Consider the following 6000-nt stretch of genomic DNA (forward strand, 5'->3'; position numbering starts at 1 on the left):
AGAGGGACGCCATTGATGGATTCCGGCTATGGGCCGCCGGCAGCCAACGCGTCACTTGGTTGGTACCTCCTGAGCCTTGGGATCCGCACGCCTGGGAGGCCCTGGATGCCCTCTTCCCGCGACCGCCCGAAACGTTGCTTGAGGGGCAGAACCCACGCTCCAACGTGAGTGGGCTGACTGTAGAGAGAATCCGGTTGGAGCGCTCGCTACGTCACAGAAGTCACGCCCTGCCGTCCAACAACAGGCTGGACGCCTTTACCCCAGGTATCGCCATGCTACCGATCGGATGGCAGCCGGCTATCAAGGCCATTGGTGTTGAGCTTCTAAGCATGCTGCCTCCCGGTCTGTTGAAGGGCGCTTCGCCTGACAGCGAGCTAAGGCAATCGCTCACCCGCCTGCCTGTGTACCCATGTGGGCGCTTCACCTTTCTACATACCGAAACACTGGATCGCGGAGTGTTGAGAACACTGGGCACCCTCTCCGCAGCGCTGTCAATGGCTATGAAGCCCAAGACTCGCCGATCGCAGCTGGCCCGGCGAGTCGAGGAACATCCGCCTGGAGACGCGCTGCTGCGGAAGACGATTCAAAGAACTCTGATGCGGGGGTACGCCGATGGCGCCCGGGTTGTGTTGGGGCGACAGGTGCCAGAGCTCTATCGGGTCGCCCGTAGCCGCCCCGCGGTCAGGCTCCCCTGGGTGCTTTTGTGGCTGCCGTTCGATCGGATGCCGTCAGCTCAGATCGCCTGGACCAGGCAACGGGGCACGCACTGAGGTACATCCCCCACCGAGGCCGATCGGCCTCGGTGGGCATTCAAGACAATCAGCGTTTCTGCGGCAGTGAAAGCTTGTGAAAGCCATTTGTACTGTCGGGCAGGCATCACAGGCATCACAGGCATCAGCGACAGCTCGGGCGTCGTGAGGTTCGCATCCGTCCCGCTCCGGCGGGACGGATGCGCCGCCGCGTTGCGACGCGATCGCCGATGCCGCGCGATTTCACGAATCCATCACCTTCACGCCGCGTCGCCGACGTTAATCGCGTCGCAAAAATGCAACCGCGTTTCCGACGTTCGAGTACTGCCCGGCCGCAACCCGCGCAATCGCGCCGCACGACGCGCGCATGCGTAAAGCACAAGCGCGCCCGCGCATGAATCCGCGCAACCGCGGCCAACTCCATCACATATCCGAATTTCCGGCATTGTGCGTAAATTGCGCATTTGCGCGAACGCATGCGGATATTTGTGATGCAACGCGTGCGCCGATGCGAAGCGCATCGCTACTTCGATTTGTCGCTCTCGGATTTCGTTGACCGGGCTGACAACAGGACGTAACACTGTCTTGGCACTTTTTCGCGCAGATCGAAGTCGAAGCGACGACACGCGAACGCTGCACCCGGCGCGACCAAAACAAATCCTCACGCGCTGCGGCTCAATGCGCCGGCGACGTCGATCCAGGCATCGGCGCCGGCACCAAACTTCAAGTGACACGGAGTCGGTCGATTGAACATGTTGAACGCAGTCCGCAACGCACAGGTCCGCATCGGCGCCCCGCCGCCCCGCGCATGCGTCACGCACCGCGCGCGCAGCGCGGCCCGCGGAAGCTGTCGGGCCTGATCCGCTAGCGTCCCGCCGCATCGGCCGGGCCGCGCCCGCGCCGCCGCGGCGGCCTCACGACGTCGCCATCGCCGCACTACGCCGCCTCGACTTCGGCGTGAGCGCGCACGTCGCGCCGACCCTCCGCCGCGCTCCTCGCACGCGCGGCGCGGTCGCGTTCGCGCCGTGCCGACGCTCCGCGCGATCCGTCCCGTCCGTCGCCGCAGTCGCCTCACGCATCCACGCACGCTTTCCGGAGTCCGCATGAGCAGTCCCTCGTCCTCTCGCGATCTTTGGCGCTTGATCCGCACCGGACGGCCGTCGCCGTTCGCGCTGGCCGCGGCCGCGATGGCGGCGATGGCCTCGGTGGCCGGCACCTTGTGGTTCCCGATCCAGACCAAGCAGATGATCGACGGCTTCGGCCGCGGCGGCATCGACCTGTGGCCGATGCTGTGGCTGGTCGCGATCCTCGCCGGCGCCGCGCTGCTCAACGCGGGTTCGGCGTATCTGCTCGCGCGCGTCGGTTACCAACTGGTCGCGCGCCTGCGCCAGACCTTGGTCGACAAGCTGCTGCGCCTGCCGGTGGCCTCGTTCGACAGCGAAAGCAGCGGCGAACGCGTGAGCCGGGTGGTGCGCGACTGCGAATCGATCTCCGAACTGATCGCGCGCCAGACCGTGAACCTGCTGACCGGCGTGCTGCTGCTGATCGGCTCGATCGTGGTGCTGTTGCTGCTCGACGTGCGCCTGACCTTGACCCTGATTGGTTCGATTGGCGGCGCCTTCGCCTTGATGATTCCCATCGCCTTCCTGCTCGACGGCCTGTCGCGCCGGATCCAGGACCGCACTGCGCGCTTCAGCGGCATCCTCACCCACATCTTCCAGGAAATCCGCCTGGTCAAGGCCTTCACCGCCGAGCCGCGCGAACGCGAGCGCAGCCGCGAGGAGATCGAGGGACTCAAGCTGCTCGGCCTGCGCGTGGCGCGGGTGAACGTGCTGCTGGAACCGCTGATGAGCCTGGCGATGACGCTGGCGATCATCGTCATCCTGGTCTACGGCGCCGCCCGCGTTTCCGCCGGCGAGATCACCGTCGGCACCCTGACCGCCTTCATCCTCTACATCTTCAACGTCGCCACGCCGTTGATGCAGCTCACCCACTTCACCGCCGAGCTGCAGAAGGCCAAGGGCGCGTCGGCGCGGATCGCGGCGATCCTGCTCGAGGACGAAGAAGAAGTGCGCCCCGGCACGGTCGAGCGCCTGCCGGGCCAGACCCTGGAATTCCAGGACGTTTCCTTCGCCTACGCCGGCCGCGACGCGGCCGTGCTGCGCGGCATCGACCTGCGTTTCGAACCCGGCCAGACCGTCGCCCTGGTCGGCACCAGCGGCAGCGGCAAGACCACGCTGCTGTCGCTGATCGAGCGCTTCTACCAGCCCAGCGAAGGCCGCATCCTCTACGGCGGCCGGCCGATCGACGAGTTCGACCTGCGCCAGTGGCGCGGCAGCATCGGCTACGTCGCCCAGAGCGCGCCGGTGATGCCGGGCAGCGTGCGCGACAACATCGCCTACGGCCTGGACGCGCAGTTCAGCGACGAACAGCTGCGCTCGGCCGCGCGCCGCGCCGGCGCGCTCGACTTCATCGAAAAGATGCCGCAAGGTTTCGACACGACGCTGATCGAGCAAGGCAACAACCTCTCCGGCGGCCAGCGCCAGCGCATCGCGATCGCGCGCATGTTCCTGCGCGACCCGGACATCCTGATCCTCGACGAGGCCACCTCCGCGCTCGACAGCGAGACCGAACATCAGGTCAAGCTGGCCCTGGACGAACTGATGCAGGGCCGCACCAACATCATCGTCGCCCATCGCCTGTCCACGGTGATGCACGCCGACCGCATCTGTTTCCTCGACGCCGGACGCATCTCCGGCATGGGCAGCCATCTGGAACTGCTCGCCACCCACCCGCACTACGCGCGCCTGGTCGAACGCCAGTTCCGCCGCCCGCCGGCCGCCGAGCTCGTCGCCGTGCAGTGACGCGCGACGCCTTCCTCGCCATCGCCTTTCCGTCGCGCGGTCGCCGCACCGCCGTCGAGCCTCTATCGGAACCACGGTGAAAGCCATGAACACCGCCCTATTGTTCGCGTTGTCGGCCCCGCAGCTGGAAATGTGGTTCGCGCAGGAGGTCTCGCCGGACAACCCGTACTACGACACCCGCTGCTACGTCGATCTGCGCGGCCCGCTGGACATCGAACGCCTGCGCCGCGCCTTGCGCGCGACGGTGTCCGAAACCGACACCCTGCAGCTGCGTTTCGAGCGCGGCGCGGACGGCCCGAGCCAGCGTTTCGCGCAGGCGCCCGAGCTCGCGCTGGCGGTGGTCGATCTGTCCGCCGAGGCCGACCCGGTCGCCGCCGCGCAGGACTGGATGCGGGCGGCGACGGCGAGCGCGATCGATCTCGACGGCGAGACGCTCGGCGCGTCGGCGGTGCTGATCCTCGGGCCGCAGCGCCATTTCTGGTACCAGCGTTACCACCACGCGATCATGGACGGCTACAGCGTGTCGTTGCTGACCGCGCGCGCGGCCGAGCTGTACGACGCTTACGGGCGCGGCGAAACGCCGCCGCCGGCGCGCTTCGGCAGCGTGTTGGAGGTGATCGGGGAAGACCGCGCGTACCGCGGCTCCGAGCGCTTCGGCAAAGATGCCGAATACTGGCGCCGCGCGCTGGACGGCGCCGGCGAGCGGATCGGCCTGGACGGCCGCGCCCCGGCCGCCAGCATGGGCTTCCATCGCGCCAGCCTCCCGGTCGACGCGCAGCTGACCCAGGCGCTACTCGAAGGCGAGCGGCGCAGCGGAACCAAGTGGCCGCAATTGCTGACCGCGGCGGCCGCGGCCTATTGCCACCGCGTCGCCGGTCGCGAACGCATGCTGTTCGATTTTCCGGTCGCCAACCGCGCCAAGAGCAACCGCGACACCCCGGCGATGCTCGCCAACGTGCTGCCGCTGCCGCTGGATTTCCCCGCCGGCGCGAGCCTGACCGACGTCGCCGCCGCGGCCGGCCGCGAGATCGGCAAGACGCTGCGCCATCAGAGCTATCGCGGCAAGGACATCCTGCAATCGCTCGGCGACGGCGGCCAGCAATGGATCTTCGGCCCGCGCATCAACATCATCCCGTTCGATTTCGGCTTCAGCTTCGACGGCCATCCGGCGGTGCTGCACTCGCTGGCGAACGGACCGGTCAACGACGTCGCCATCACCCTGCAAGGGCGCCTCGGCGACCGCGGGTGCGAGCTGCATTTCGACGTCAATAGCGAGCTCTACAGCGCGGCCGATGCGCAGAACCATTTGCGCCGCCTCGTCGCGTTCGCGTTGCGCGCTGTCGCCGCGCCGGAACGCCCGATCCGCGAAATCGCGCTGCTGGAAGCCGCCGAGCGCGACCGCGTGCTCGGCGAATGGAACGGCGCGGCCCGCTTCGACGAGCGGCTGACCCTGCCCGACTGGTTCGAGCAGCAAGTCGAACGCTCGCCCGACGCCATCGCGCTGTCGTTCGAGGACCGGCACCTGAGCTATGCCGAACTCAACCGCCGCGCCAATCGTCTCGCCCACCGCCTGATCGCCGCCGGCGTCGGCCCCGAGGACATCGTCGCCCTCGCCTTGCCGCGCGAGCCCGACCTCGTCGTCGCCGTCCTCGCCACGCTCAAGGCCGGCGCGGCGTATCTGCCGCTCGACCCCGACTATCCCGCCGACCGTCTCGTCTACATGCTCGGCGACGCCAAACCGGTGGCGCTGATCGCCGATCCTTCGCTCACGCTCGACCTGCCCGCGGGCCTGCCGACCTTGCGCGTCGACGACCGCTCCGCGGCCGAGCACAACCCCAGCGACGCCGACCGCCGCCGCCCGCTGCGGCCGCAGCATCCGGCCTACGTCATCTACACCTCCGGCTCGACCGGCCAGCCCAAGGGCGTGCTGGTTCCGCACCACAACGTCGTGCGCCTGTTCGACGCGACCGGCCAGTTCGGCTTCGGCGCCGACGACGTGTGGACCTTGTTCCACTCCTATGCCTTCGACTTTTCGGTCTGGGAACTGTGGGGGCCGCTGTGCCACGGCGGACGCCTCGTCATCGTTCCCTACTTCGTCAGCCGCGCGCCGCGCGAGACCCTGCAACTGCTGGTGCGCGAGCGCGTCACCGTGCTCAACCAGACGCCGTCGGCGTTCTATCAACTGCTCCAGGCCGAGGGCGAAGACCCCGAACTGGGCCGGCAGCTGTCGCTGCGCTATGTCGTGTTCGGCGGCGAAGCGCTGGACTTCCGGCCGTTGGCCGAGTGGTACCAGCGCCATGCCGCCGATGCGCCGACCCTGGTCAATATGTACGGCATCACCGAGACCACGGTGCACGTCACTTATCAGGCGCTCGATCCGGCGTTCG

2 protein-coding genes are annotated in these 6000 nt (G+C 67.9%); both read left to right on the forward strand.

Annotated features, from left to right (window positions below; all coding sequences use genetic code 11):
* Positions 1 to 1852: 1852 nt before the first annotated feature.
* Complete coding sequence (locus tag BLU84_RS17405; RefSeq protein ID WP_074870228.1) at positions 1853 to 3613, forward strand: ABC transporter ATP-binding protein; 1761 nt, start codon at positions 1853 to 1855, stop codon at positions 3611 to 3613.
* Between the two features lie 85 nt (positions 3614 to 3698).
* The coding region (locus BLU84_RS27545) for an AMP-binding protein (protein ID WP_074870231.1) at positions 3699 to 6000 on the forward strand (2302 nt) is incomplete at its 3' end.

The organism is Lysobacter enzymogenes (assembly GCF_900106525.1).
GTDB classification, from domain to species: Bacteria; Pseudomonadota; Gammaproteobacteria; order Xanthomonadales; family Xanthomonadaceae; genus Lysobacter; species Lysobacter enzymogenes.

Excerpts from the sequence above, each read along its gene's own strand:
- BLU84_RS17405 (WP_074870228.1), top strand. The coding sequence starts at position 1,853 with ATGAGCAGTCCCTCGTCCTCTCGCGATCTTTGGCGCTTGATCCGCACC.